Origin of the sequence: Parvularcula sp. LCG005, from assembly GCF_032930845.1 — a bacterium.
Classification (GTDB): domain Bacteria; phylum Pseudomonadota; class Alphaproteobacteria; order Caulobacterales; family Parvularculaceae; genus Parvularcula.
On record NZ_CP136758.1, the window covers coordinates 580,794 to 607,026 of the forward strand.

Annotated in this window: 21 protein-coding genes; 11 read left to right on the forward strand and 10 right to left on the reverse strand. The window is 59.5% G+C overall.

Annotation, left to right across the window (positions count from 1 at the left end; all coding sequences use genetic code 11):
- The first annotated feature begins 45 nt into the window (after positions 1 to 45).
- From dnaN to gyrB, 3 genes are all read left to right on the forward strand, one after another.
- Positions 46 to 1,167 (forward strand): DNA polymerase III subunit beta, encoded by a 1,122-nt coding sequence (gene dnaN, locus RUI03_RS02690; protein WP_410795905.1) that lies wholly within the window; start codon positions 46 to 48, stop codon positions 1,165 to 1,167.
- Positions 1,168 to 1,172: 5 nt separating this feature from the next.
- The gene (gene recF / locus RUI03_RS02695; protein WP_317288749.1) at positions 1,173 to 2,297 is read left to right on the forward strand and encodes a DNA replication/repair protein RecF; all 1,125 of its coding nucleotides are present in this window, start codon (positions 1,173 to 1,175) and stop codon (positions 2,295 to 2,297) included.
- Between the two features lie 121 nt (positions 2,298 to 2,418).
- Positions 2,419 to 4,869, forward strand: a complete 2,451-nt coding sequence (gene gyrB, locus RUI03_RS02700; protein WP_410795906.1) for a DNA topoisomerase (ATP-hydrolyzing) subunit B — start codon at positions 2,419 to 2,421, stop codon at positions 4,867 to 4,869.
- A gap of 112 nt (positions 4,870 to 4,981) precedes the next feature.
- Here gyrB and RUI03_RS02705 read toward each other — a convergent pair whose 3' ends face one another.
- The 4 genes from RUI03_RS02705 to RUI03_RS02720 all read right to left on the reverse strand — a co-directional run bounded on the left by RUI03_RS02705 (position 4,982) and on the right by RUI03_RS02720 (position 9,283).
- Positions 4,982 to 5,230 carry a hypothetical protein gene (locus RUI03_RS02705; protein WP_317288751.1) on the reverse strand — a complete coding sequence of 83 codons (249 nt, stop codon included), beginning with the start codon at positions 5,228 to 5,230 and terminating at the stop codon, positions 4,982 to 4,984.
- Positions 5,231 to 5,376: 146 nt separating this feature from the next.
- Complete coding sequence (locus RUI03_RS02710; protein ID WP_317288752.1) at positions 5,377 to 6,999, reverse strand: SulP family inorganic anion transporter; 1,623 nt, start codon at positions 6,997 to 6,999, stop codon at positions 5,377 to 5,379.
- A gap of 106 nt (positions 7,000 to 7,105) precedes the next feature.
- Complete coding sequence (gene rpoH / locus RUI03_RS02715) at positions 7,106 to 8,011, reverse strand: RNA polymerase sigma factor RpoH (RefSeq protein WP_317288753.1); 906 nt, start codon at positions 8,009 to 8,011, stop codon at positions 7,106 to 7,108.
- A gap of 258 nt (positions 8,012 to 8,269) precedes the next feature.
- Positions 8,270 to 9,283, reverse strand: coding sequence for an RluA family pseudouridine synthase (locus RUI03_RS02720; RefSeq protein ID WP_317288754.1), 1,014 nt, complete (start codon positions 9,281 to 9,283; stop codon positions 8,270 to 8,272).
- A 46-nt stretch (positions 9,284 to 9,329) separates the two neighbouring features.
- Between RUI03_RS02720 and RUI03_RS02725 the strand changes: the two genes are divergently transcribed.
- Positions 9,330 to 9,683: a hypothetical protein gene (locus tag RUI03_RS02725; protein ID WP_317288755.1), complete on the forward strand. Its 354-nt coding sequence runs from the start codon at positions 9,330 to 9,332 to the stop codon at positions 9,681 to 9,683.
- Positions 9,684 to 9,863: 180 nt separating this feature from the next.
- Here the strand turns inward: RUI03_RS02725 and rarD are convergent, their stop codons facing one another.
- The 6 genes from rarD to RUI03_RS02755 form a co-directional block, all read right to left on the reverse strand.
- Positions 9,864 to 10,808 carry an EamA family transporter RarD gene (gene rarD, locus RUI03_RS02730; protein WP_317288756.1) on the reverse strand — a complete coding sequence of 315 codons (945 nt, stop codon included), beginning with the start codon at positions 10,806 to 10,808 and terminating at the stop codon, positions 9,864 to 9,866.
- A gap of 95 nt (positions 10,809 to 10,903) precedes the next feature.
- Complete coding sequence (locus tag RUI03_RS02735; protein WP_410795907.1) at positions 10,904 to 11,101, reverse strand: YqaE/Pmp3 family membrane protein; 198 nt, start codon at positions 11,099 to 11,101, stop codon at positions 10,904 to 10,906.
- Positions 11,102 to 11,225: 124 nt separating this feature from the next.
- On the reverse strand, positions 11,226 to 12,251 hold the full coding sequence (locus RUI03_RS02740) for an aspartate-semialdehyde dehydrogenase (protein ID WP_317288758.1): 1,026 nt from the start codon (positions 12,249 to 12,251) through the stop codon (positions 11,226 to 11,228).
- An 80-nt stretch (positions 12,252 to 12,331) separates the two neighbouring features.
- Positions 12,332 to 13,537 (reverse strand): Nramp family divalent metal transporter, encoded by a 1,206-nt coding sequence (locus RUI03_RS02745; RefSeq protein WP_317288759.1) that lies wholly within the window; start codon positions 13,535 to 13,537, stop codon positions 12,332 to 12,334.
- Positions 13,534 to 14,625 carry a DUF2891 domain-containing protein gene (locus RUI03_RS02750; protein ID WP_410795908.1) on the reverse strand — a complete coding sequence of 364 codons (1,092 nt, stop codon included), beginning with the start codon at positions 14,623 to 14,625 and terminating at the stop codon, positions 13,534 to 13,536. Before RUI03_RS02750 ends, RUI03_RS02745 begins: the two co-directional genes overlap by 4 nt.
- Before the next feature lie 133 nt (positions 14,626 to 14,758).
- Positions 14,759 to 16,558 carry a M2 family metallopeptidase gene (locus tag RUI03_RS02755; protein WP_317288761.1) on the reverse strand — a complete coding sequence of 600 codons (1,800 nt, stop codon included), beginning with the start codon at positions 16,556 to 16,558 and terminating at the stop codon, positions 14,759 to 14,761.
- A gap of 241 nt (positions 16,559 to 16,799) precedes the next feature.
- Between RUI03_RS02755 and RUI03_RS02760 the strand changes: the two genes are divergently transcribed.
- The 7 genes from RUI03_RS02760 (at position 16,800) to RUI03_RS02790 (ending at position 26,183) form a co-directional block, all read left to right on the forward strand.
- The gene (locus RUI03_RS02760) at positions 16,800 to 17,900 is read left to right on the forward strand and encodes a substrate-binding domain-containing protein (RefSeq protein WP_317288762.1); all 1,101 of its coding nucleotides are present in this window, start codon (positions 16,800 to 16,802) and stop codon (positions 17,898 to 17,900) included.
- Between the two features lies 1 nt (position 17,901).
- Positions 17,902 to 20,256 (forward strand): response regulator, encoded by a 2,355-nt coding sequence (locus tag RUI03_RS02765; RefSeq protein ID WP_317288763.1) that lies wholly within the window; start codon positions 17,902 to 17,904, stop codon positions 20,254 to 20,256.
- A 130-nt stretch (positions 20,257 to 20,386) separates the two neighbouring features.
- Positions 20,387 to 23,011: a TonB-dependent receptor gene (locus RUI03_RS02770; RefSeq protein ID WP_317288764.1), complete on the forward strand. Its 2,625-nt coding sequence runs from the start codon at positions 20,387 to 20,389 to the stop codon at positions 23,009 to 23,011.
- Between the two features lie 108 nt (positions 23,012 to 23,119).
- Positions 23,120 to 23,968 carry a hypothetical protein gene (locus RUI03_RS02775; protein WP_317288765.1) on the forward strand — a complete coding sequence of 283 codons (849 nt, stop codon included), beginning with the start codon at positions 23,120 to 23,122 and terminating at the stop codon, positions 23,966 to 23,968.
- A gap of 155 nt (positions 23,969 to 24,123) precedes the next feature.
- Positions 24,124 to 24,837: a protein TolQ gene (gene tolQ / locus RUI03_RS02780; RefSeq protein WP_317288766.1), complete on the forward strand. Its 714-nt coding sequence runs from the start codon at positions 24,124 to 24,126 to the stop codon at positions 24,835 to 24,837.
- A 2-nt stretch (positions 24,838 to 24,839) separates the two neighbouring features.
- On the forward strand, positions 24,840 to 25,253 hold the full coding sequence (gene tolR, locus RUI03_RS02785) for a protein TolR (protein ID WP_317288767.1): 414 nt from the start codon (positions 24,840 to 24,842) through the stop codon (positions 25,251 to 25,253).
- Between the two features lie 51 nt (positions 25,254 to 25,304).
- Positions 25,305 to 26,183: a hypothetical protein gene (locus tag RUI03_RS02790; protein WP_317288768.1), complete on the forward strand. Its 879-nt coding sequence runs from the start codon at positions 25,305 to 25,307 to the stop codon at positions 26,181 to 26,183.
- Positions 26,184 to 26,233: the final 50 nt, after the last annotated feature.

The window sequence follows — 26,233 nt, forward strand, 5'->3', positions numbered from 1 at the left end:
GTGGTTATATCACCGCCCTGCCAGCCACCATCAGGCTCTATCCGCATGAAAGTCACCATCGAACGCGCTACACTGCTCAAAGCCTTGAGCCACGCTCAAAGTGTTGTTGAACGCCGGAACACCATTCCGATCCTGTCCAACGTGCTGATGCGGGCCGACGGGGGCACGCTGTCGCTGACAGCCACAGACCTCGATATCGAGATCCTGGAAAAAGTGCCGGCGGATATCGAGCAACCGGGTGCTGCGACGGCATCGGCGGTCACTCTGTTCGACATCGTCAAGAAGCTGCCCGATGGCGGCCAGATCCTTCTGGAAACCCGCGGCGAGACCGGGCGTTTGGCCATTGAGTCGGGCAAGTCGTCATTCCAGCTGGCGATCCTCCCGGATCAGGATTTTCCGGCCCTGACCAATCAGAGCGATGATGGCGTGCACTTCACCATGCCCGCAAACGCCCTGCGGCGTCTGATCGACAAGACACGCTTTGCGATGTCGCAGGAAGAAACGCGTTACTATCTCAACGGTATCTATCTGCATGCGGAGTTGGATGGCGGGTCTCCATCGCTGCGCGCCGTCGCGACGGATGGTCACCGGTTGGCGCGCCTTGATGCGGATTTGCCAAACGGCGCCGAGGATATTCCCGGCGTGATCGTTCCCCGCAAAGCTGTGCTGGAGCTGCGGCGCCTGCTCGAGGATGCGGGCGATGAGATTGAGATCACCGTGTCTGAATCCCGTATCCGGTTCTTCTCCAACGATATTCAGCTGACATCAAAGCTGATCGACGGGACGTTCCCCGACTATCGCCGGGTCATTCCCGACGGTAACGACCGTGTGCTGACCGTCGACAATGCAGATTTCCGCCGCGCCGTGGATCGGGTGTCGACGGTGTCTGCTGACAAGACACGCTCGGTCAAGCTGTCACTCGAAGACGACATGCTGAAGCTGCTTGTGAACAACCCCGAGGCGGGGAGCGCGACGGAAGAGCTGTCAGTCGACTATCAGGCTGAGAAGCTCGATATCGGCTTTAATGCCAAATATTTGCTCGACATCGCCAATCAGGTCGATGGTGAGACAGCGGTCTTCCACTTTGCGGATTCTGCATCCCCCACCGTGGTCACCGATGCGGAAGATCCCCGCGCGCTTTACGTCCTGATGCCATTGCGGGTGTGACGACAATGCGCCGTATCCGGCGTATCACGCTTCAGGATTTTCGTTCCTATCGCCAGCTCGACCTGGTGCTCGATGGCCGATCGGTGGCGCTGTCCGGCGCAAACGGCTCGGGCAAGACCAATCTGCTCGAAGCGCTGTCGATGGTATCTCCGGGGCGGGGGCTGCGCCGCGCCGCGCTTGGCGACATGCAGCGGCAGGGGACACAAGGCGGTTGGGGTGTTGGTGTTCAACTCATGGGGGAGGCGGACTTTGAGCCAACGCCCTTATCGGTCATGGCAACGCCGCCCGCGCCGTTCCGGAAAGTCGCCCGGGTCGATGGTAGCTCAGCGCCCAGTGCCGGCGTCTTTCTCGATTATCTGAACTTCAGCTGGCTGACCCCGGCCCAGGACCGCCTGTTCGTTGAGGGCGCTTCTGAGCGGCGGCGATTTCTCGACCGGATGACCCTGTCCCGGGACAAGGCCCATGCGCAGTCTTCAACCCAGTATGAAAAGGCGATGCGTCAGCGGACGGCAGCCCTGTTGTCCGGCCGCAGCGACCCGCAGGTGCTGACCATTCTTGAACGCCAGATGGCGGAAAATGGCGTTGCCATCGCCGCGTCACGGCGCGTGATGGCAGGAGAGCTTGTGCGAGGCTACGCAGCACTGCGCAGCGGGGCCTTTCCGTCGGCAAGCCTGTCGCTCAGTGGTCGCCTTGAAGAAGCGCTGGGGACGCAGGACGCGGCCACAGTGGAGGACGACTTTGCCGAGGCACTGGCGCGGTCCCGACGGCGGGATGCGGAGGCCGGGCGGGCCCTGATTGGACCTCACCGCTCTGACTTTGAGGTTATTCATCTGGAAAAGGCCCAGCCGGCGCGGCTCTGCTCGACCGGGGAGCAGAAGGCGCTTCTGATCGGCCTGGTCCTGGCCCATGCAGCGGCGCTTGATGAAGCGGCGGATGCGCCCCTGTTCCTGCTGCTGGATGAAGTCGCGGCTCACCTCGACTCGGACCGTCGGGCGGCGCTGGCCGACATTCTGACGGAGCTGGGATGCCAAGCGTTTATGACTGGAACGGATAGCGAACTTTTTGCGCCGTGGGGTGCGCGGGCGCAGCATTTCAACGTCGCCGCCGACGGGATTACCGAACAGCTGTAGGAACTGTCGAAAAATCCCTGAAAACCGCGAAAAACCTAGAGAATAGGGCGTTTGGCATTTGTCCTGAGCGTGCGAGTCAGGTACATCTGAAGGCACGAAATCAAGCTTAAGAAGAATGGATTTGCGGATGAGCGGTGACGCTGCCGAAGCCCCGGAACCGACCGACAGTGAAGTGCCTGTGGAACTCGTCCAGGATGAGTACGGGGCCCAGTCGATCAAGGTCCTGAAAGGGCTCGATGCCGTGCGCAAACGCCCCGGCATGTATATCGGCGATACCGATGACGGGTCGGGCCTGCACCATATGGTCTATGAGGTCATCGACAATTCCATCGACGAGGCACTCGCGGGGCATTGCGACACTGTCTTCATGAGCCTGAATGACGATGGCTCGGTCACGGTCTCCGATAATGGCCGCGGCATTCCGACGGACATGCACGAAGGCGAGGGGATGTCGGCGGCGCAGGTCATCATGACCCAGCTGCACGCGGGCGGGAAATTCGACCAGAATTCCTACAAGGTCTCTGGCGGCCTGCACGGCGTGGGCGTCTCGGTGGTCAACGCGCTTTCCGACTGGCTGAAGCTGCGGATCTATCGCAATGGCAAGGTCCATGAGATGGAGTTCCGCAATGGCGACGCCGTTGAGGACCTCAAAGTGCTCGGCGATACGGACAAGCGCGGTACGGAAATCACCTTCCATCCGTCTGCCGATATTTTTGCAATTACCGAGTTTGACTTTGAGACGCTGGAGCGTCGCCTGCGCGAGCTCGCTTTCCTGAACTCCGGCGTTCGGATTGTGCTGCGCGATGCGCGCCACGTCGACCCAGTGGAATTGACCCTGCACTATGATGGGGGTCTGGTCGAATTCGTAAGGTATCTGGACAGCTCCAAACAGGCGATTGTCAGTCAGCCCCTCTATGTGACGACCGAGAAAGACGGCATCACGGTCGAGGCGGCGCTGTGGTGGAATGAGAGCTATCACGAGCGGGTGCTGTGCTTCACCAACAATATTCCTCAGCGCGATGGCGGCACGCACCTTGCGGGCTTCCGGGGCGCGCTGACCCGCGTGGTGAACGGCTATGCGGCATCGTCGGGCATTCTGAAGAAAGAAAAAGTCAGCCTGACGGGCGATGATGCGCGCGAAGGCCTGACCTGTGTTCTGTCCGTCAAGGTGCCTGATCCGAAATTCAGCTCACAGACCAAAGACAAGCTGGTTTCATCTGAGGTTCGCCCTGTTGTTGAAAGCGCGCTGAACGAGGCTTTGAACGAATGGTTTGAAGAGCATCCTTCTGACGCCAAGAAAATCGTCAACAAGGTTGTCGAAGCGGCCGCCGCCCGCGAAGCGGCCAAGAAGGCCCGTGAATTGACCCGCCGCAAAGGCGCGCTCGACATTTCGTCCTTGCCCGGCAAACTGGCGGACTGTCAGGAACGCGATCCGGCCAAATCCGAACTGTTCCTAGTGGAAGGGGACTCCGCTGGCGGCTCTGCCAAGCAGGCCCGCAATCGAGAAAACCAAGCCATTCTGCCGCTCAAGGGCAAGATCCTGAACGTGGAACGGGCACGGTTTGACAAGATGCTGTCGAGCCAGGAGGTCGGTACGCTGATCACCGCTCTGGGGACGGGGATTGGCCGCGACGATTTCAATATCGACAAGCTGCGCTATCACAAGATCGTCATCATGACCGATGCTGACGTCGATGGCGCGCATATTCGGACGCTCCTGCTGACCTTCTTCTATCGTCAGATGCCGGAGATCATCCGACGCGGTTATCTCTATATCGCGCAACCGCCGCTCTATAAGGTGGTGCGTGGCAAGTCCGAGCAATATCTGCTGGATGAAGCAGCGCTTGAAAACTATCTGTACCATGAAGGCCTTGAGGGGGCATCGCTTACCCTGTCCAACGGGGAAGTCATGGTCGGGTCAGATCTTGAAACGGCGATCAGTGCCGCGCGTGCGGCACAGGCCCGCATGGCGCCATTCCCGGACCGTTTTCCGCGGATGATCATCGTGCAAAGCGCAATGGCCGGTGTCATGGGGTCGGACGACGTCACCGATGCCATGGCCGCCAAGATGGCCGAGCGTCTTGATCTGGTGTCTGAGGAATATGAACGCGGCTGGGTGGTCAAACCTGACGGCAATGGCGGGGTCGATATTTCCCGGACATTGCGGGGTGTGGATGAGAACTATCATCTGGGTGCAGAAGTGCTGGCCAGTGGCGATGCAAAACGTCTGGCAGCAGCCATTGATCCGCTGAGAGCAATCTTTGAAGCACCCGCCATCCTGCGTCGCAAAGAGTCCGAGATTGCCGTCTATGGCCCCGGCAGCCTGCTGCGGGCGGTGAAGGCTGCGGGGCAGCATGGCAACAAGATGCAGCGGTATAAGGGGCTGGGGGAGATGAACCCCGAGCAATTGTGGGAAACCACGCTGGATGCCGATGCGCGCCAGTTGCTGCAGGTTCATATCGATGAAGCCGATGAAGCCGATGATGTGTTCAGCAAGCTGATGGGTGATATCGTCGAGCCGCGGCGGGAGTTCATCCAGTCGAACGCCCTTGAGGCTGAACTGGATATCTGATCACGCGCTGGTGATTTGCGAAGAGGTTTGTTGAAAGTTTGCGCATGGGATGTTGGTGGGGCTTTGTCGGCAATCAGCATCCCATCCTGACAATAACACGTCGAATGATATTTTAAGTTCGATTCTTTGACGCCTGCGGACGGAATATCCTGAAATATCCTCGCAGGAGCCAAGCGGCCAGACCCATGGGTACGACCACCCAGAACAGCTCGAATAATAAGAGCTCCAAGTCGCCGAAGCCGATCGCGCCGTCGCTGAAAAAGCGGTAGCCAATGACGATGAACAACTGTCCCAAAGCATATATAATCGCCACAGACGCGGCGAGTATGCGCAGGCCATGCATTAATAGTCTAAGCGCCATTGACGGCTCTCCAACCAACACCCGTGTCCCGTGACGGCGATGACCTTAAGAGTCGACATGACCGTCCGACATTCTTATTCCGGGTTATTAGCAGATGTGACGACATGGGACCAGAAAGATCCGTGTCAGTAGACTACCGTAGCCAATCAGTGGCCGCCGCTTAACCGTCCTGTGCGAACGGAATAGTCCACCGCGACGCCATATTGTGGATCATCGTCGCTGTCGATCATCAGCTGACCGGCGCGCCCCAGAAGCCGGTGACAGACCGGCGTCAGGTGCCGCAGGCGGATTTCCTTGCCCTGGCCCTCATATTTGGCGGCAATGTCCTCAATCGCCTGGAGGGCGGACTGATCCACCACACGACTGTTCATGAAATCGACGATGACGCGGTCAGGGTCGCCTGCCGGATCGAAGAGTTCTGTGAAACCACTGGCCGAGCCGAAGAACAACGGTCCGTCGATCTCATAGACCTTGTGGCCATCATCATTCATCCGTGTGCGGGCGTGAATGCGCGAAGCGTTGTTCCAGGCATAGGCGAGCGCTGAGACAATGACTCCGACGACGACGGCAACGGCCAGATCGTGCCAGACGGTGACGACGGTCACGAGGACGATGACAAAGGCGTCGATCAGCGGAATTTTCTGCATGATCACCAGACTGCGCCAGGCGAAGGTGCCGATCACGACCATGAACATCACGCCTACAAGAGCGGCCAGGGGGATCATTTCGATCAGCGGTGAGGCAAAGAGGATGAAGGCGAGCAGAAACAGCGCCGCGGCAACCCCGGCAATGCGTGTGCGGCCGCCGGACTTCACGTTGATCATGGACTGGCCGATCATGGCGCAGCCGCCCATGCCGCCGAAAAAGCCGGTGACGACATTGGCCGTGCCCTGGGCGATGCATTCCTGTGATGCGCCGCCGCGCTGGCCGGTGATCTCGCCGACAAGGTTCAGGGTCAGCAAACTCTCGATCAGGCCGATCGCTGCCAGAATGAGGGCATACGGAAAGATGATCTGGAATGTTTCAAGACTGAGCGGCACCATCGGCAGGTGGAAGGGCGGCAGACCCCCCTTGATCGAAGCGAGATCGCCGACCCGAGGCACATCAATACCAAAACCGATAACGAGGGCCGCAACAATGCCGATACCGGCGAGGGGAGCTGGAATGGCCCGTGTGATCTTCGGCGTGACCCAGATGATGGCCATGGTGAGAGCGACAAGCCCCAGCATCATGACGAGGGGCAGGCCGCTGAGCCACTCACCACCCGTCATGCCGTGATCGGTGGTCACGACGCTGCCGGGCACTTTGAACTGGGACAGCTGCGCCAGGAAGATCACGATGGCGAGGCCGTTTACAAAGCCCAGCATGACAGGGTGCGGGACCAGTCGCATGAATTTGCCGAGGCGGAAGACGCCGGCGAAGATCTGCATGATCCCCATGAGAACGACGGTGGCGAAGAGATATTCGACGCCGTGCTGCGCAACGAGCGCGACCATCACCACAGCCAGTGCGCCGGTCGCACCGGAAATCATTCCGGGACGTCCGCCGATCAGCGCCGTAATCAGGCCCACCATGAACGCCGCGTAGAGGCCCACAAGTGGGTTCACGCCAGCCACAAAGGCGAATGCAACGGCTTCCGGGACTAGGGCCAGTGCCACGGTCAGGCCAGACAGGATGTCGGTCTTGATCTGCCCAATACCCAACGGCCCGGCTTCACGCGGGGCAATAGAAAGCTTTTCCGCAAAAGCGGCGAGGGTTGGTTTCAGCATAAGGTGGAGCCTCTGATGATCAGATCAGAGGGCGGTCAACCACAGATCGTGGTGCGATGCAACATTAGGGGCAGAGCGCAAGCAGTCACGCTCTGCTCACACCGACTTACTTCAACGTGTCTTCACGCATCTCACGGTCGAGGCGTTTCATGGCCTTCTGCAGTTTTTCAAAGGCGCGGACCTCAATCTGCCGAATACGCTCGCGCGAGACGCTATATTCTGTGGACAGATCTTCGAGCGTCTTTGGCGACTCGGTCAGGCGGCGCTCGGAGAGGATGTGACGTTCGCGCTCATTGAGCTCGCCCATGGCCCGCTGCAGCAGGTCCATGCGCGTGTCGAACTCATCAGAATTGGCAAGTTGGGCTTCAGCGTTGACGGCATTGTCGTCAACGAGCCAGTCCTGCCACTCCGAACCACCGTCGCCGTCCGTCCGCATTGGCGCGTTGAGCGAGTTGTCGCCCCCGGCCATCCGGCGGTTCATGGACACGACCTCATCATGGGTAACACCCAGTTTGGTGGCGATGTGCTCCACCTCATCGGGCTTCAGGTCGCCATCGTCCACAGCATCGATCTGCCCCTTGAGGCGGCGCAGGTTGAAGAAAAGCTTCTTCTGCGCGGCGGTGGTGCCGATTTTCACAAGGCTCCATGACCGCAGGATGTATTCCTGGATCGCGGCGCGGATCCACCACATGGCGTATGTGGAAAGGCGAAAGCCCTTGTCAGGATCGAATTTCTTGACGGCCTGCATCAGGCCGACATTGCCCTCCGAGATGACTTCTCCGGTGGGCAGGCCGTAGCCGCGATAGCCCATGGCGATCTTGGCCACGAGGCGGAGGTGAGAGGTAATCAATTGCTGGGCGGCATCAGGGTCAGCATGTTCGGCAAAACGCTTGGCGAGCATGTATTCCTGGTCTTTTTCCAGCATTGGAAATTTGCGGATTTCCGACAGATAGCGTGACAACCCGCCTTCAGGGGTCAGCGCAGAGCCGGTCGGTGTTAAAGCATTCGCCATGATATATTCGTCCCTCGATCTTCCTCAGCGGAAGGCGTGCCCCAAAATCGTCATCACCAGATGGGGGCTTACAGGCTTATAAAAAAGAGGGCGTTGATAGAAAGTTGCGTCTTCGGCAACGCCCGACATCTTGATTGGTTCCCTAGAAGGGCAATGCCCTAGGGGGTTTCTCAGATAGCGTGTGCGCGCGGCATTGGTTCCGCCCAAGACTTGCCGCAGGCCATTGTGCCGCAACTCAAAAGGGCGGGGACAAGCGCGTCACAGTGCTCTCATGGCATCTGTCAGGACATTGAAGTCCGCAGGCGGTGCCGTTTCAAATCGCAGGTCCTCGCCCGTGACCGGGTGTTCAAATCCCAGAACAGCGGCGTGCAGCGCCTGTCGCCGGAAGTTCCGTACGACTTCAAGGGCATGATCAGCGGCAGGATCCCCCGGCCGCAGACCCGGCACGCCGGAGCGGCCGTAGACCTGATCACCGATCAGCGGATGGCCGATATGGCTCATGTGAACACGGATCTGATGGGTGCGGCCGGTCTCCAGGCGACACTCGACCAGCGACGCAAGGACATCGCCGGCAAGTTTGGCGCGACCATCGCCATAGGCCTCGACCCGTTTGAAGTGGGTGACGGCCTCTTTGCCTTCCGGTCGGTCCCAGCCAACCACCGTCATCTTCTTGCGGTCGTTCTGTGCCCGGGCCATCGGCAGATGAATGGTGCCGACCGTGGGGCGGGGGCTGCCATGGCAAACGGCAAGATAGGCACGCTCAATATCGTGGACGGCCCATTGGTCGCTCAGCCCCTGGTGGGCCTGGTCGTTCTTCGCGACCACCATCACGCCCGATGTTTCCTTGTCGAGCCGATGTACAATGCCCGGCCGCGCCACGCCCCCGATTCCGGACAGCGTATCGCCGCAATGATGGAGGAGGGCATTGACCAGCGTCCCGGTCCAGTTGCCGGCGGCCGGATGGACCACAAGGCCAGCGGGCTTGTTGATGACGATCAGGTCGTCATCCTCGAACAGGACATCCAGCGGGATGTTCTCGGGCCGCGGCGTGGGGTCCGCGACGGGCGGCGGTGTCAGGACAAAGACCTCGCCGGCGCGGATCTTCCATTTCGGGTCTTCGCAGACGGTGCCGTCGCGGGTCAGGGCGCCGCCTTCGATGAGTGCCTTTACGCGCGCGCGTGACAGGGTGTCGACCTGCTGGCTGAACCATTTGTCCAGCCTCTCACCGGCATTGTCCTCGTCGACTTCGATTGTGATGGGTTCTGTCGTCATTGAAGGACTGGTGCGTTCGCGCGCGGTTTATGTCAAACGCCTTTGCATGACAGAAGAAATGAATTCCCCCGATCAAGCGCCGCCGGGCCCCAATCTCGCGGTGCTGAAAGGCATCGTTGTGGGGCTGGGTGTGCTCCTGTGCCTTGGCACCCTGCTGATCGTCGTCAAGATGATGGCGCTCGGCAAGAATGACGATGCGGCCGCGCCAATGGCCATCGCGACAGGTGCCGATCTTGCTGACCTGCCAACGCTCGATCTGGCCAGTGGCGACACGGTCATTTCCGTTTCCGCAGGAGACGGATTAATCTGTGTTATCATCGAAGGACAGGATGGTGTGCGCCGAATTGTCGCGCTGGACCGACGTAATCCTGCGGGATGGACACAATTGACGGCGCGCTGAGTGTCCCGCTGCAGAGTCTTCCTTGTTCTGACAAATCGTTAATCAATCTTCGCTGGCAGTCCCCCTTTCTTTTCGGAGAGGGGGGCCCATCTTCTGGTCAAGGTCGCTGCGAAGCGATCCCCCGGCGGGGCGCTGTCATCCCCCCCCTCGTTCCCCTCGATGGTGTCCCGCCACTTTTTCCTATTTCACCGGCCGCGCAGATGGCCCCGCTGCTCGCGCGGCGCGGGCAGCAACAGCGCGGGGCCGCGACTGCCAGGCATCGTAGGCAAAGAGTGCTGCGGCCAGCCAGATCATGCCAAAGCAAATCTGGTGCGCGCGGGTGAAGGGTTCTCCCTCAATGAGGCCAATCATGAACTGCAGCGTCGGTCCGATGAATTGCAGAAAGCCAAGTGTAGCTAAGGTCAGGCGCCGCGCGCCGATAGCGAACAGCAGAAGGGGAAGGACCGTGATCGGGCCCGCCATGACGAGGAGAGACACCGTTGCCGTGTCTCCACTGGCAATTCCCGTTTCACTGGTCATCAGTAGCCAGAGAAGATAGCTGCCAGCGATTGGCGACAGCAACAGCGTCTCGATAAAGAGGCCTGGCATCGCGCCGATATCTGTGCGCTTCCGAATGAAACCATAGGCCGTAAAACTGGCCGCCAGAACGACCGAGACGAGAGGGAATTTTCCTCCATATACGGTCAATATCGCAACGCCAGTGGCGGCCAGGACGACGGCAAAAAGCTGCTTCTGCCGCAGTCGTTCCTTGAGCACGACGACGCCCACCAGCACGTACATGAGCGGGTTGATGTAATAGCCGAGGCTGGCTTCAAAAATGTGGTTATTCTGTACCGCGATAATGTAGATCAGCCAGTTCACGGCGATAACACCGGCGGCCATGGCCAACCGCATCAGAATAAAAGGGGTCGTAAGGCCACGGCGGATCTCAGGCCATTGGCTACGCAGGGTGATGATCAGTGCCCCGAAGGGGACGGACCATAAAATGCGGTGACTGAGAATTTCGTCCGCCGCCGTTCCGCGCAGTGCGAGGAAGTAAAGCGGGAAAAGGCCCCACATGCTGTAGGCAGCAGCAGAGGAGAGAACACCAAGGCGGGTCTCATTATTTTGGCTCGTTCCGGTCATGAACGGCCCATAGGCTCACATCACGGGGGATGCCAGCCGGATAATTTCGCAAAGACCGGTCAGCATTTCTACTGACCGGTCCCTGGGCTGTCACACTATCGTTTGAGGATAATGTAGACGGCGTGGATGATGCCCGGAATATAACCGAGCAATGTCAGGACCAGATTAATCCAGAATTGTGTTTTAATCCCCTCCTGCAAAAAGACGCCAAGTGGCGGCAGGAGGATGGCGACGAGGATGCGCAGAATATCTGCGCCTCCATCGTTTGTGGCGGGTGTATTATGTGTGTTCATGCCATTGCAACGACCACAGTCGGCAGTTTGTTGCATCTTCACTTCAGAAAATTGATCGGGACGCGCACCATGAAAAAGGCCGGGATTGCGTCCCGGCCTTTTAGATAGCGGTGAAGAGCGGGCTTTAGCTGCGATCTTCGATCAGATTGCGATTGATCAGCAGTTCGGCAATCTGCACGGCATTCAGCGCTGCACCCTTCCGCAGATTGTCCGACACAACCCAGATATTCAGGCCGTTCTCGACGGTCGGGTCGACACGGATCCGGCTGATGAACGTCGCAAAGTCGCCGACGCATTCCACTGGCGTGATGTAGCCGCCATCTTCACGTTTATCGATGACCATGCAGCCGGGGGCCTCGCGCAGGATGTCCCGCGCTTCGTCATCGGTGATCTCGTTTTCAAACTCGATGTTCACCGCTTCGGAGTGGCCGACAAAGACAGGCACACGCACGGCGGTGGCGTTGAGCTTGATTGATGGGTCGAGAATCTTCTTGGTCTCGGCAACCATTTTGAACTCTTCCTTGGTCGACCCATCGTCCAGAAACACGTCGATATGCGGGATGACGTTGAAAGCGATCTGCTTGGTGAAGCGCTCCGGATCGGGATGATCGTTGACGAAGATGCCTTTGGTCTGGGTGAACAGCTCATCGGCGGCCTCGCGCCCGGCACCGGACACGGACTGGTAGGTTGAGACGACAACGCGCTTGATTTTCGCCCGATCATGCAGCGGCTTCAGCGCCACGACGAGCTGCGCGGTCGAGCAGTTCGGGTTGGCAATGATGTTCTTTTTCTTGAAGCCACGCACGGCGTCCGGGTTCACCTCTGGCACGATCAGCGGCACGTCCGGGTCAAGGCGGAAATGGGATGAGTTGTCGATGACGACGCAGCCGGCCTTGGCGGCCTTGGGGCCGAATTCTTCCGAAATGGATCCGCCAGCGGCGAAAATCGCAATGTCCGCCTTCGAGAAATCGAACTGGGCCAGATCCTGGCACTTCAGTGTCTTGTCTCCAAAGGACACTTCCCGACCCTGTGACGACCGGGAGGCGAGCGCGATCACTTCCTTCGCTGGGAAGAGCCGCTCTGACAGGATCGCAAGGACCTCTTGACCCACCATACCGGTGGCCCCGACAACGGCGACGCGAAACTCCATTTCAGCAGAACCTTTCAATTTTATGCGTTAAGACGCGCGCTCCTGCGCTTTTGGGCCCCTTGCGTCAAGGCTTGTGCCCCTCAGGGCCAGATACCAAGCGCCCGGGCCACGCCGCGCAGGCCCAGAAGGACGGCGACCAGCACCACGACACTGCCCGCCAGATTGCTCGCAAGACTGTTGGCGTGGGCACCCAGAATGCCACGCCGGTTCATGACCCACAACAGAAAGACGGCGATGATCGGCAGCAGGAGGCCATTGGCAGCCTGCGCCACGAGGATCAGCGTCACGGGCCGGATACCCAGGAAGCCAATCACCGTGCCGATCAACAGGATGGCAAGGCTGGTGATGACCCGCAACCGTCGGGATGACGTCTCATCCCGACCAAAAAACTCAGCGACCACGAACCCTGCGGCGAGGGGTGCGGTGATCGCTGAGGTCAGGCCCGCGGCGAGCAACCCGGCGCCGATGAGCACGCGCGCCATCGGCCCGAAGGTTGGCTCGAGACTGCGCGCCATATCGCCTGCGCTCTGAATGCTCAGGGCCTGGCCGAAGAGCGCGGTGGCCGCCGTCGCCAGAACAAGGATCGAGACCACGCCGCCAAGGCTCACTGAAACAGCGGTGTCACTGCGCGCGGCACCGACGTCGCCGCCGCCCGCCCATCGCTGACGCGCAGCACTGGCGTGCAGGAACAGGTTGTACGGAACAATTGTTGTGCCGATCAGGGCAATGGTGGTCAGGAGGCCACCTTCCGGTATGGCGGGGCGCAGTCCCGCAAGAAGAGCACTGAGCGAAGGATGTACCAGAACAGCCGCCGCCACGAACGCCAGGGCCATGATGATGACGAGGCCGATCAGGATCCGCTCGAGCATCTGGTAGCGTCCCAGCGCGAGGGCGACCCCGGCGCTCAGGACAAGGGGCCAGCTGTGCCATCCACTGGTGGTATCTCGCCCGATCAGGGCATTGAGACCGAGCGTCCCGCCCATCAGATTGCCCGCCTCATAGGCAGCATTGCCAAGGCCGATAGCGGTCAGCACAAGGATCATCATCAACCAGCGTGCCGGGCCGACGGGGATCATCTGGCCTAGCGCTTCGGCAAGGCCCAGACCGCCGCCTGCGCCCAACCTTGCGGCCATATCCTGCAGGACAATCGTGGCCATCGTTGCGAAGACCAGCGCCCAGAGGAGGGCAAAGCCGAAATTCGCCCCCGCCAGTGTACAGGTGGTGACCGTGCCGGGCCCGATAAAGGCGGCGGCGACAAGCGCGCCCGGGCCGATCTTCAGTTTCATTCCGGGGTACCGGCGCCCGTAATGCCGCGCTTGGTCGTCAGGTAGGTCGCAAAACTGCCCAGCCAGTGGGAGCCGGCGTAGTGGACATCCGAGACGGCCTTGATGCTTGTCTCCCTGTGCAGAGCAGCACTGGCCAAGAGGCTGGCGCGGCGCGCATCATCGGCAGGCAGGGCGGCGGCTATGCCTTCGAGCGCCCAAGCGCGGGACAGGTTCACGCCGTCGAGATGGACCAGCTTGCCATCGGTCGGGTCCTCGACAATACCCGGTGCGAGCCAGTCGCCAGAGCCCGTGGTGGGGATGGTCGGCAGGAAACCGCTGAGCCATTCCGCAAACTGGTCAGAAGGCAGCACCCGGCGCATCAGGTCTGCTTCGTGCAGGCACGGCGAGAGGAAGTCCTCGCCAGAAGGTTCGTACGCTAGCGGACAGTTTCGGTCTTCGAGGTGGAAGGCGAGAACCTTGTCGGTGAGAAGCGCTTCGAACGCCTCGTTCCCGGTGGTCCGTACATAGTCGATCATCAACCCGAAGGCGAAGGCGGTCTGATTGTGTGTGCCCAGACGAATGGGATAGGCAAGTTTGGGCAGCCAGTCCGATGTCTTGGCGACGATGACGGCTTCCAGCGGCCGCAGGGTCTCTCGCCACTCCATCCCTTGGGGGTCGTCCCATTCATCCAGCTCGGCAATGAGCTGGAGAAACCATGCGGTGCCGTAGGGCCGTTCAAAAGAGGCCCGGCCCTCTGTCGCGAAATAGGCGGTTTCCCCGGCGATGTTCTCGGCCGTGAAAGACGTTGCCAGGGCTTCCCTGATCAATTCAGCGTAGGGGCCATCTGGTTCAGCCTTCAGGAGTCGAACCAGAAGCCAGTGTCCGTGCACCGAGGAGTGCCAGTCAAAACACCCATAAAAGGCAGGATACAGCGATGACGGCGCTTGGGCATCCTCCGTGCTGCTCAGGACATGGCTGATCTTGTTGGGATATTCCTTGTGCACACAAGTGAGCGCGAGTCGGGCGAAGCGATCCTCGACGTGATCGGGCCGCGGCGCGGGGAGGGCGTCGGCTTGCGCAGTGTTTGTTTCATCGCCGGGCGTTGGCATGAGGGGGAGTGTATTGGACAGGGCGACCATGACAAGCGGTAGAAAAAGCATCCTGTCGAACCTCGCAAGTTTGCCTCAAGAGCATAAAAAAGGCTGGCAACCCCGCCGGGTGCCAGCCTTGGTGGGTGTCAGATTACCAGCCGCACTGGCGGTCTTTATTTTCTTCCTCAAGATAATCCATCAGAGGGCGGAAATATTCGACCATGGCAGAGCCGTCCATTTCGCGGGTGCCGGTGAACATTTCCAGTGTATCGGGCCATGGCTGGCTGTTGCCCTGCTCAAGCATCGCGGCAAACTTCGCACCGACGTCCTCAGAGCCGTAGAACGAGCACCGGTGAAGCGGACCTTCCCAGCCGATCTGGTCGCAGGCGGCCTGATAGAACTGGAACTGCAGAATCCGGGCAAGGAAGTAGCGCATGTAAGGCGTGTTGCCGGGAATGTGATACTTCGAACCCGGATCGAAGGCATCAGCGGGGCGATCGTTTGGCGGGCGAATACCCTGATACTCCTCGCGCAGCGACCACCAGCCTTCATTGTACGTTTCCGGCGTCAGCTCGCCTGAGAAGACTTCCCACCGCCATTTGTCCACGAGCAGGCCGAAGGGGAGGAAAGCAACGCCGTCCAGCGCGCGCTGCATGAGGATGGCGAGGTCACCCTCGGCCGACGGCACCTCATCAATCATGCCGATCTGCTGCAGATATTCCGGCGTGATCGACAGCGCGACCATGTCGCCAATAGCCTCATGGAAGCCGTCATTGGCCCCGCCGCGGAACAGGATGGGCTGCTCATTGTAGGCGCGCTGATAGAAATTGTGCCCGAGCTCGTGATGGACGGTCGTGAAGTCGTCCTCATTCACTTCCGTACACATCTTGATGCGCAGGTCGTCGACATTGTCGAGGTTCCAGGCTGATGCGTGGCAGACAACATCCCGGCCTTCAGGTTTGGTGATCTGCGAGCGCTCATAGAACGTCTCCGGCAGAGGCGGGAAGCCAAGCGAGGTAAAGAAGCCTTCGGCGGTCTTCACCATTTTAAGCGGCGTGTAGCCATTTTCCTTCAGCAGGCTCGTCATGTCGAGGCTGGCGCCCTCGGGCGTTTCCGGTGCCGCGATATCGTAGAGCGCGCCCCAGCTCTGGGCCCACATATTGCCGAGAAGGTCGGCGCGAATGGGCTGGTCGAGCGGCACGACCTCGTCGCCATATTCTTCATTGAGCTTGTACTTCACGTGGCACTGCAGGTTCTCATAAAGCGGTTTGACCTGGCCCCACAGGCGATCAACCTCGACGGCGAACGCATCGGGATCCATGTCGTAATTGGATCGCCACATCTGGCCCAGATCGTCAAAGCCCAGTTCTTTCGCGCCGGCATTGGCGATCTCCACCATGTCCGCATAGTCCTGCTTCATGGGCTTTGAGACTTCACGCCATTTGGTCCAGACTTCTTCCAGCTTGGCCGGGTCGCGCAGTTCCCGCATCAGAAGCTCAGTCTCATTCTGCGGCACAACGCGGCCTTCGAACTCGATCTTGCCGGTGGAATAGGTACTGTCGAGGCGGGTCGTCAGCTCGGCCAAGGCCTTGGCGGCGTCAGGACCGGCAGGGGCGGGCAGGGTGATGCCGGCCTTCAGGATGTCCATCTTGCGCCGCATCTCGGTCGGCAGTTTGGTCGTGTCGAAATCCTTCGCCCGGTTCGCGTATTCGACGGCCATCTCGGTCAGCTCGGCAGAGATTTTCGCTTCAAGCCAATTGCTGTCGTAATTGATGTAGGTCGCCTTGATCCAGGAGATGCGGGCGGCTTCCTCCCACACATCCTTATAGGTCGTCTCGACCTCGGTCAGGAATGTGGCGGCGTCCTTCTCGGTCAGACGTTTGGCCATCGCTGCACCGGGCAGGACGAAGGCAGTGGACAGGCACAAAGCGGCAATCAGGGAGCGTTTCATAGAGAACCTTAGTTTCACTTCTAACGAACCGTAAACCAATCGACCGTAGCGGGAAAGCGCGCAGACCGACAGATGCCACCGCCGTATCGTCACGACTGCGACAGTGAAGATCAGATGCCGCGCCTGACGCGCATTCGCGCCTCTCGTGCCGCCCAAGGCGACAAATTTCACGTTTAAATAAGGCCGACGTTAGTGATGTTTGGTTAGACAGGCGCGGGAGTAGAGCAAAAAAGGGTCCCGCATGCGTTTCATTGCGATCAGCCTCGCGTTTATTCTGGCGTCGCTGCAGCCCGTTTCAGCCAAAGGCTGCGACGTGGATGAGGCGTCGCCCGTGCTGACGCTGATCATGGTGACCTACACGCCCAATGACCCCTGGATGACGGGCGTCGTTCGCTTCGCGCGCGCCGCCGCCGTCAGTTACGGTTTTCGGTTCGAAGTGCTCAATCTGTCACCTGAAGAAGCCGCGGGCATGGCCGCGCTCGAAACGCATGTCGCGGAATACCAGCCCAAAGCGGCCGTGGTCGTGACGCAGATGACCTACGCAGCACAACTGGTCCGCTATCTGGACTCAGAGGGCGTTTTCACCGGTTTTGCCATCACACCACTTAGCGATGTGAACTACGCCCTCACAGGCAATCCGAAGCAGAAATATCCTTACTACGTCGTGCACGTCGTTCCTGATGATGAGCGAGCCGGATACGATCTTGCCAATATCCTCCTCGACGAAGCGCGTCGACGCGATATTGAGCCGCCCATTCGGATCGTCGGCATTTCCGGCGAGGGGATCAATCCCGTCTCCATCGCCCGGTCAAAGGGACTGCGACGTGCGGTCGAGGAAGCGTCGGATGCAGAGCTGATCCAGATCGCCTATGCGAACTGGTCGCCCATTGTGGCGGCGCAGAAGGCGCGCATGATGTCCATTCGTTATGGCAAGGTCGATGTCCTGTGGGCCGCGAATGACACGATGGCGCTCGCCGCCATGGACATGATCGACCGCCGAGAGGGCGTCGTGGTCGGCGGCTATGATTGGACGGACCCGGCCCGCAAGCTGATGGAAGAGGGGTATTATGCGGCAAGCCTCGGTGGACATAATGCGGACGTGGCGCTCGCCATAGGCATATTGGTCGACCATGTGCTGAAGCGCGCTGCGCCTCGTCGCCCATCAGAAAGCCAGTTCGTGTCGGCCCTGTCGCCACTGCGCCGTGAGAATATCGTTCAATACGAACGTCTACTGAATGAACTCGATAATTGCGAAACGGACTTTCCCGCTGCGTTTGGCGTGCCCGTTATCGTACCCGAAGGCGGACTTGAAACCGCCTCGCTCCTGATGGGACGGGAATGACATGAGCATGAGCTTCATCAACAAATTTTATGAAAAGCTCAGCCTGCGCGTGACCATTGTCACAAGCGTGCTGGTCTTTGCCACGCTGTTTGCCAGCGTCGTCTTTGAATATTCGACATCGCATCAGGCCATGGTCGAACGGTTCAACGAAGACCGGGTGTTGCTGACTGAAGCGACAGCGCTTTCAGTGGCGTCGCCACTTTATGATTTTGACACAGACATCATTCGCGGCTTTGCCGAAAAGCTGTTGGAGCACCGCTCGATCAGCTGGGCGCGGATCGCGGAATTTTCAGGCGCACAGTTCGTGACGGTCGGCGTACCGGATGAAAACGCCGCCTATGTACACCGGGCCATCGTCCGCTCGCCCGAGGGCTCCGACCTCGGCGAAATTCTGGTGGGCTTTTCAGACGCCAGCCTGAACCGCGAAATGCAGGGGCTTCTGGTGGCGGCGATCACCAAAAGCGCCTTTCTGCTCCTGTTCCTCACGCTTGTGCTGCGTTGGGCCTTGAGTAGCGTGACGCGTCCGATGCAAAGCCTCGAAACCGCCGTGCGATCGATGGAGAGCGGCGGTTTGGTCCAGGATCTTCCCGGAACGGAGCGCCGGGACGAGTTCGGCTCGCTGGCACGCTCATTCCAGAGCCTGTCGCACCGCCTGCAGGACAGTGTGGACGAACTCGAACACCGGGTGGCCAATCGGACCTCTGCTTTGGAGCAGGCCTCACAGGAAGCCCAGGAAGCCAAGCAGCGTGCCGAAGCGGCAAGCCAGGCGAAATCAGCCTTCCTCGCCAATATGAGCCATGAAATCCGGACGCCCATGAACGGCGTTCTGGGGATGTCAGAGCTGCTGCTTGAGACGGAGCTCAACGACCGTCAGAAACTCTTTGCCGAGACGATTTCATCCTCGGGCACGGCGCTTCTGACGATCATCAATGATGTTCTGGATTTCTCCAAAATCGAGTCGGGCAAGTTGGAGCTTGATCCAACGCCATTCGACATGCGCAGTGCCGTTGAAGATGTCGCAACCCTGCTTGGCCCGCGGGCCGTGGAAAAGGGGATTGAGCTGGTCGCGCGTTGCGCCCCGGGACTGCCACCATCCCTTCTGGGTGATGCGGGGCGTCTGCGCCAGATCGTGACAAACCTTGTTGGCAATGCCGTCAAGTTCACGACCAATGGCTATGTCATGATTTCGGTCGGCCCGTGCGAGGAGTGCGCGACGGACGAAGAATGGTGGCAGATTGAGGTAACGGACACCGGCATCGGCATCCCGGCCGACAAGCTTGAGTCAATTTTCGGCGAGTTCGATCAGGCTGAATCCACGACGACCCGCGTCTTTGGCGGGACCGGACTTGGCCTGACGATTTCCCGACGTCTGGCTGAAATGATGGGGGGTACACTCACGGTCACCTCCGATTATGGCAAGGGGTCGACCTTCAGCCTGCGGGTGCCTCTGCCAACAGCTGAATTCCTGCTGCCGTCGAAACCAACCTCTCAGACCCTGCCTGCGGCGCGCGTGCTGCTTGTAGACGATCTGGCCGTCAATCTGGATATTCTGGAAGAGCAGTGCCGGTCCTGGGGACTGGAAAGCGTACGGTGTGACAGCGGCCCTGACGCCCTCCTGAGACTGGCCGAGGCTTCCATGGCGGGGCTTGCCTTTGATGCTGTGATCCTCGATTTTCACATGCCGATTCTGGATGGTCTGGACGTGGCCCGACGCATTCGGGCCAACCCGGTCTGCCGCGATACCAGGATCATCGTTCTGTCATCTGCCGATGACGACGCGGTTCTGTCCGAGTTCCGTTCAATGAACATCGCAGCCTACCTCGTCAAACCCGCTCGCTCCAGCGATCTGTTTGGAGCGCTCCACAAGGCACTCGATGCCCCGCAGCAGGAAGAGGATAGCTCAGTCGGGTCTGATATCGAGCCGTCCCCAACCGCACTGCCTGAAGGGGAGCGCTACAAAGTCCTCGTCGCGGACGACAATGCCGTGAACCGCCTTGTGGTCGGCAACTTCATCGACAAGGCGCGCTACGATGTCAGCTATGCTGAAAACGGTCGTCAGGCGTGGGACCAAGTCAAAAAATCGGTTTTTGATATTGTTCTCATGGATATCTCCATGCCCGAAATGGATGGCTATGAGGCGACCGCCCACATCCGCGCGTTCGAGGCGTCAGCCGGTCGCTCTCCCGTTCCGATTATCAGCCTGACCGCGCATGCCATGGCCGACCAACGGGAGAAATGCCTGGCCGCAGGCATGGACGATTATCTGTCCAAGCCAGTGAAAAAAGACGAGATTGCCGTCATGCTTCGCCGCTGGACCGAGAAACTGGACGAGCAGCGCAGCAAGCTTTCGGCCTGACGCAAGCGATGCGCTAAGGCGCATTTGTTGCACCGTATGCTGATGAGTGTTGCAAAATCTTCACGTCAGCGTCGCCGTTCTGTCATGGAAAATCAGCATGGCCCCCCGTGTATTTAACGTGGGGCATGACATGCAATCTCGATATTATCTCCTTTCAACCGTCAGTATCATCGCGGCGCTGGGCGGCGCATCCGCTCTGGCCCAGACCGATGACGCAGAAGACATCATCGTTGTACAGGGTACCAAGCTGTCGCGTGAGCGCGGCCTCGAGGAAAAGCGCAATGCCAATCAGATCATTGACGCCCTTAGCGTCGATGAACTCGGCCAATTGCCCGACAAGAATATCGGCGAAAGCCTGAACCGCCTGCCAGGCGTCAGCATGCTCGTGGAGAAGGGCGAGGGGCGTTACGTTCAGATCCGCGGGATCAACCCGTCCCTGAACAACGTTACGATCAACGGCGCCAATCTGGGATCTCCTGAGACCGAAGGCGGTGGTCGACAGGCGCCTCTCGACATCATCGCCGGCGGCGTTCTTGGCGCGGTGCAAGTGATCAAGGCCCCCACACCAGACATGGATGGGCAGGGCATTGGCGGGACCGTCAATGTACAGACCAAGTCACCCTTTGATCGTGAAGAACAGTTTTATGGCTATGTGACGGGCCGCTACGGTTTTGAGGAAATTGAGCCTGAAGATGAAGCCTATGGCGGTCACAATCCATACGGCATTGACGGCACCATCTCCGGCAAGAATGCTGACCAGACCTTTGGCTGGCTCCTCGCAGGATCCTGGTCGGACCGAGAATATATTGCACCGGGTTTCTATCAGGATGACTGGGCCATCAATGACGCTGACAGCGAGACTGGCTCAACTGGTGGTGCCGCACCGGTCAACATCAAAAACAACTATTATGTGATCGGCCGTGAACGGCTGAACCTGAATGGCGTGCTGGAATTCCGACCAACGGACGCGTCACGCTATTATGCTCGCGCCTTTTACTCCAGCTGGGATGAATACCAGCACCGCAACCGCTATGGTCAGAACTTCGATACTGACATCGTGTTCGACACGCCGACGTCCGGGACGTCTGGCGAGAACCGCATCGAAGCGAATATTCGCCTCGAGGATGCAGAGAAACAAGTCCTTGCTCTGACCTTTGGTGGCGAAAACCAGCGTGATAATATGCTCTTTCAGTACGAGGTCAATGCCAATCGCAACGAGATTGAAGAGCCGAACGACTATTGGGAATTCCGTTCGGGCAAGAATTTCGGCCCCAATGAATGGGTGATGTCTGCCGACGGTATCGTCACCATTACGCCTGGTGCCGGGACACCGGATCGTCAGGACCCATCCCTGATCGATTTCCGCCGCGTCCGGTTCACGGACTCGAGCATGCAGGAAGATGGCCTGTCCGCCACGTTCGATCTGACCTGGGATCTTGATGATCGCACCTATGTGAAATTTGGGGCCAAGGCCAATCGGACAGAGCGGGACCGCGATTATCAGGAAGACCGCTATGATGGTGGGGCCCTGGACCTGACTCTCGGCACAGACCCCGCCTTTACCAATGGCGCTTTCACAAACTGCCTCGATAAAGGCTGCGCGCCGAATATCTTCATGGATATTGGCGGGATGAACGCCTTCTTCGACAATGCTGCGAATGCAGACTATTTCGAGCTGAATACCGGCTCGTCGTTTGTCGAAGAATATGCGGCTGACTACAGCCTCGAGGAAACCGTCCTGGCCGGCTACGGCATGGGTGTGCGTGAGTGGGGCGGCCTGCAAGTCATTGCCGGGGTTCGCGTCGAAGCCACGGAGATCAATTCAGAAGGCTATCTGCTAGAAGATGAAGATGCTGTCCGCATCAAGGATGGCGGCGACTATGTCAGCGTTCTGCCTGGACTGCTTGCCAATCTCGATCTGACCGAAAGCGTCAAGCTGCGCGGTTCGGTCACGCGCGCGGTAGGACGTCCTGATTTCGACCAAGTGGCACCGCGCTCCAACTACAATGAAGAGCTCGGCATTGCGAATCTCTCTATCGGCAATCCCGATCTTGAGGCGCGTCACGCCTGGAACTACGATGCGTCGATTGAGTGGTACCCGAACAATCTGACGCTTTTGTCGGCCGCCGTTTTCCGCAAGGACATCTCCGACGAGCTGGTCGGCCTGTCCGAGCGGTACACGACGCAGTCCGATATTGCTGCGGCGCTTGAAGCCCGGGGTTTGGGCAGTGCTGTTGATCCGACGGAAATTGACGAGCTGAACATTTCCACGACGGTGAACGGCGGGGACAGCGAGTTGACCGGCCTTGAACTTGCAGTTCAGACCCAGCTCGATAGCCTCCTGCCGCCAGTTCTTGCCGGGTTCGGTGTGTCGGCGTCGGCAACCTTCCTCGACGGTGAGACATCAGTGAACGGGGAAACCCTGCCGCTGCTCAATCAGGCAGAGAAGAGCTATGCGTTCTCTGCCTTCTACCAGAACCACGGTCTCGATGCGTCGGTCAGCTATTCGTATAATGACAGCTTCCTGACCGATGTGAATCTTTCAGACAGCACCGTCAATCTGGACCAGGGTGAGTTCGGACGCTGGGACGCCAAGATTTCCTATGAGATCATGGATGATCTGAAGATCTTCATCGAAGGCGTGAACCTCAACGATGAGCCGACCACTGAGTTCCAGGGTGGCCGGGAGCAGTGGAACACCGAGTACGAGTATGTCGGTCGTTCCATCTATCTGGGTGCCAGCTACGGCTTCTGAGGCCGCACGATCCATTGATCTTCCCGTCGCCCGGAGCGTTCGCGCCCGGGCGACATTTTTATCAGGAGACGAATAATTCTGAATATTGTTGCATCGGTCCTTTTGGCCATGGCCCCGCCTATCCCATCCCATGAGGTTGAACCCTACGTGGCCCAGCCCGCTGTGTCCCTGACGGCCAACACGGTGCGCACCTATGATGCGCCTGAAGCGGATCAGGGGGTTGCGGCGGACGAGACCTTTTTCTACCCCGTCGACAATTCCGTCATCGGAAAATATCGCCGCGATACGGGCGAATTGGTGGCCCGCTTTGCGGTGCCGGGCAAAGGCCTGCTGCGGCACATGAATTCCTGCCTGGTCGAGGAGGGCGCGCTCCTCTGCGCCAACTCGAACTATTCGCTCACGCCCATGGCATCTTCGGTTGAGACTTTTGATCCTGAGACCATGACCCATCGCGCCAGCCACAGCCTGGGTCTGATGGACGAGGGCTCGCTCACCTGGTTTGATCGAGTGCCGGAAGGGCGTATTGCCGGGTTTGCCCATTACGACGAGAATGGCAGCGTCGGCTTCAAGAACCACCGCTATTCCGGTGTTGTCCTCTTCGACGACCATTGGCGGCGCATGGGCGGATGGATGTTCCCTGACAGCGTCACCGAGCGGATGGCGCCCTATGCGGCATCGGGCGGGGCCATTGGGCCTGACGGCTACCTTTATGTGCTCGGCCACGACCGGCCGGAAATGTATGTGCTGGGCAAGCCGGTCATGGGGCCTGTCCTGATCCACATTGCGACGATTGAGGTCGAGGCCGAAGGGCAGGCATTCAGTTTCGATCCCGCCGATCCTACGCAGGTCTTCGTGATCGACCGGCGGATGGGGAAGGTGCGGTTGCTGCAACTGCCGCCTGTCCCGGATCATCATTCAGAAGCGGTACCGTTTCGCCCGGCGACCCTCCAAAGATAACGAAACTTTGTACCACGCGCCGCCTCGCAAAGGGGGCGGCGCCTGTGCTAACGATAATTCAGAGAGCGGGACATTGCGGGCGGCGCCTGCCTTCATCCTGCCATGGAATCAAGGTCGGTTAGGTTTAACGGACTGTTTTGAGGAGCGTTTGTCTGATGGAAACCACCAGCGTAGTGACGGGAGAGCTTGGAGCTGATTTCTCGATCTGGGGAATGATCCAGTCCGCTGATATCGTCGTTCAGTTCATCATGCTGGTGCTGGCGCTGTCGAGTGTCTGGACCTGGGCCATCATCATCGACAAATCGATGACGTTCTCCTCGCTCAAGACGAAAGCGCGGAAATTCGAGGACCAGTTCTGGTCGGGCAAGCCGCTCGATGACCTGCACCGTCGGGTCAAGGACAAGCCTGATCACGCCATGGCGCGGGTCTTCACCACGGCCATGGACGAATTCGTTCGCGCCACGGCATCCGGCAAACCGGACCCCCGCCTGTCGGTCACGACTCAGGAGCGCGTGGACAAGGTGATGAATGTTGCTGTGTCGCGTGAGCTTGAAAAGGCGGGCAGCCAGTTGTCGGTGCTGGCGACTATCGGGTCAGCCGCGCCGTTCGTTGGCCTGTTGGGTACCGTCTGGGGCATCATGAACTCCTTCCAAGGGATCGCTGCCAGTGGTGATGCCAGCCTCGCGGTTGTGGCGCCCGGTATCGCCGAGGCACTGTTCGCGACGGCTATCGGCCTCTTCGCCGCCCTCCCGGCTGTTGTGGCCTATAACCGCTATTCCTCTGCACTGAACTCCTATGCTGTTCGGCTTGAAGGGTTCGCTGCTGAATTCTCCGCGATCCTGTCGCGCCGTCTTGATGGGCAGGCCTGATCATGGCGGGCGGAATTCGCGCAACAGGACCACGGGGCCGCTCCCAGCCCATGGCCGAGATCAACATGACGCCCATGGTGGACGTCATGCTGGTGCTGCTCATCATCTTCATGGTCACCGCGCCGTTGCTCACCGTCGGTGTCGAAGTCGACCTGCCTGAGACCGAGGCCAAGGCGATGACCGATCCCGGTGAGCCGCTGGCCGTAACGGTGCGGGCGGATGGTTCGATCTACGTCCAGGAAACGCTGATCAATTACGACAATCTCGTGCCGCATCTGCGCGCCGTGGCCGCTGCTGGCTACAGCCAGCGCATCTATGTCCAGGGCGACCGCGCCGTGGCCTATGATGATGTGGCCAAGGTCATCGGCCGCCTGAATGCCGCCGGTTTCACACAAATCGGTCTGGTCACGGAATAAGCGGCACTCTCTGCTGCCTCAGTTCAAACAGGGATTTAAGTTCAGCCGCCCATGCGTTTTTCCGTTGTCCTCTCCTTGCTCCTCCATGCAGGCGTCATTGCGGCGTTTTTCATGGGGTGGCTGCCTGCGCGGAAACCGCCGGTCTATACGCCGCCGATCCCCATCGAGGTCATCTCGAAGGCAGAGCTCGGCGAGCTGATCTCCATTCCTGAGACGCGGAAAGACGAACCCGCGGCCGAAACGCCGCCCGTGACGCAGCCGGACCCTCAGCCCGAGCCGCCCCAGACGACCGAGCCTGAGCCGCAGCCTGAGCCTGTGGTGGAGCCAAAGCCCGAGCCTGTCGTCGATCCTGTGCCGGATCCGACGCCGGAGCCGCCTAAGGAAGAGCCCAAGCCGGATCCACCGAAACCGGATCCGCCGAAACCTGATCCGCCCAAAAAAGAACCGCCGAAGCAGGAGCCGCCAAAGCCAGCTGAGGATGAGCTCGACCTTGGTGACCTGTCCGACAGCCTGAGAAATCTGGACCCGGACGATAAGGATCGCCGTAAGCCGCAGGAGATCAGTCCTGAGGCGGCGGTCGGTGATTTTGACTCTGAGCAGATCGGCGAGGGGCGCCAGCTGACCATTACGGAAGAGGCAGCGTTCAATCGGGCCATGCAACGCTGCTGGTCCACAGACCTTGGGGCCAAAGACCCTGAATCGCTGGTCGTGCGCCTGCGCTTCACGTTCACCATTACTGGTGAACTGGCGAAGCCGGTCGAGGTGCTTAACGACGGTGAGATCAACCGGTCGGGGAACCAGTACTGGCGGGCGGCCCGTTTGCGTGCCGTTCAGGCCGCTGAGGCGTGCGCTCCTTATGAGTTTCTTGATCCGGGCCGATATCGTGAGTGGCAGGTCGTTATCCTGAACTTCCGGCCTACCTTAAATTAATATGGGAGGAGGGTCCCGCTCTCCTTCTACAGTCTCGGTCATTGCGCTAA